At 72.2% G+C, this 1,729-nt stretch carries 2 protein-coding genes and 1 pseudogene; 2 read left to right on the forward strand and 1 reads right to left on the reverse strand.

The window, feature by feature from the left end; all coding sequences use genetic code 11:
- Nucleotides 1–70: 70 nt before the first annotated feature.
- A pseudogene (locus AC5LSR_RS06795) lies at nucleotides 71–652 on the forward strand (histidine kinase); the annotation flags it as partial.
- A gap of 36 nt (nucleotides 653–688) precedes the next feature.
- Here AC5LSR_RS06795 and AC5LSR_RS06800 read toward each other — a convergent pair.
- Complete coding sequence (locus AC5LSR_RS06800) at nucleotides 689–880, reverse strand: hypothetical protein (protein WP_493464626.1); 192 nt, start codon at nucleotides 878–880, stop codon at nucleotides 689–691.
- 157 nt (nucleotides 881–1,037) lie between these two features.
- Between AC5LSR_RS06800 and AC5LSR_RS06805 the strand changes: the two genes are divergently transcribed.
- The coding region (locus AC5LSR_RS06805) for a DUF4118 domain-containing protein (RefSeq protein ID WP_493468267.1) at nucleotides 1,038–1,729 on the forward strand (692 nt) is incomplete at its 3' end.

The raw sequence follows: 1,729 nt of genomic DNA on the forward strand, positions 1-1,729 counted from the left end.
GTACCGGCACCCGCCCGCCGCCGGTACGGGCCGGGCACGGGTATGGCCACGATGGCGGGAACGGCGCACGATGGACGTCGTGAGTCGGGGAACCCTGCGGGTCTACCTCGGTGCGGCGCCGGGCGTGGGCAAGACGTTCGCCGCCCTCGACGAGGCGCACCGGCGGCGGGACCGGGGCACCGACGTGGTCGTCGGCTTCGTCGAGACCCACGGCCGTCCCCGGACGGCCGCCCTGCTCGCCGGGCTGGAGGTCGTCCCGCGTCGGGAGATCTCCTACCGCGGTTCGACGTTCACCGAGATGGACGTCGACGCCGTGCTCGCGCGCCGGCCCGCGGTCGCGGTCGTCGACGAGCTCGCCCACACCAACATCCCCGGCAGCCGCAACGCGAAGCGCTGGCAGGACGTCCAGGAGCTCCTCGACGCGGGTGTCGACGTCATCTCCAACGTCAACATCCAGCACATGGAGTCGCTCAACGACGTGGTCGAGACGATCACCGGGGTGGCGCAGCGGGAGACGGTGCCCGACGAGGCCGTCCGCCAGGCCGACCAGGTGGAACTGGTCGACATGGCGCCGGAGGCGCTGCGTCGGCGGATGGCCCACGGCAACATCTACGCCCCGGAGAAGATCGACGCGGCGCTGTCGAACTACTTCCGGGTGGGTAACCTCACCGCGCTGCGGGAGATCGCGTTACTGTGGGTGGCTGACAAGGTCGACGAGCAGCTTGACCGGTACCGGGCCGAACACGGGATATCCGGCACCTGGGAGACTCGGGAGCGGGTCGTCGTCGCCCTCACCGGCGGGCCCGAGGGCGACACGCTGATCCGCCGGGCGGTCCGGATCGCCGACCGCAGCAAGGGCGCCGACCTGCTTGCGGTTCATGTCGCCCGCTCCGACGGGCTGACCGGGGCGAACCCCCGGGCTGGCCCGCCAGCGGGCGCTGGCGGAAAGCCTCGGCGGCACCTACCACCACGTCATCGGCGACGACGTCCCGGCCGCGCTGCTGGATTTCGCCCGCGCGGAGAACGCCACCCAGCTGGTGCTCGGGGCCAGCCGGCGGGGACGCTTCGCCCAGGTGCTCAGCCCCGGGATCGGCGTCACCACCACGAAACTGTCCGGGTCGATCGACGTCCACATGGTCACCCACGAGGAGGCCGGCCGGGGATGGCGCCTGCCGCGCCTCGCCCACGGGCTGCGGCCCCGGCGCCGGCTGATCGCGACCGCGATGGCCGCGGTCCTCCTGCCGCTGCTGACAGTCGCGCTCGCGCACTCCCGGGGCTCACTCAACGTGACCACCGACGTCCTCGTCTACCTGCTGGCGGTGGTGGTCACCGCGCTGGTGGGCGGGTTCTGGCCGGCGCTGCTCACCGCGGTCGCCAGCTCCCTGCTGCTGAACTACTACTTCTTCGCCGCCCACCACCGCTGGACGATAGCGGAACGCAACAACGCTTTCGCGCTGGTCGCCTTCGTCCTTGTCGGAATCATGGTCAGCAGGGTGGTCGACCTCGCCGCCCGCCGGTACACCCAGGCGGTGCGGGCCTCCGCCGAGGCCGCCACCCTGTCCGTGCTCGCCGGCAGCGTCCTGCGCGGTGAGGACGCGCTGCCGGCCCTGCTCGAACGGGTCCGGGAGACCTTCGGGATGACGGCCGCGACCCTCCTCGAGCGCACGGATGACAGCGAGCAGAGCGATCATGACACGCGGAGCGGGCAGAACGGGCACGGCGCGCACAG

It is taken from the genome of Protofrankia sp. CiP1_Cm_nod4 (genome assembly GCF_982290645.1).

Excerpts from the sequence above, each read along its gene's own strand:
- AC5LSR_RS06800 (WP_493464626.1), bottom strand. The coding sequence starts at position 880 with ATGAACCGCAAGCAGGTCGGCGCCCTTGCTGCGGTCGGCGATCCGGAC.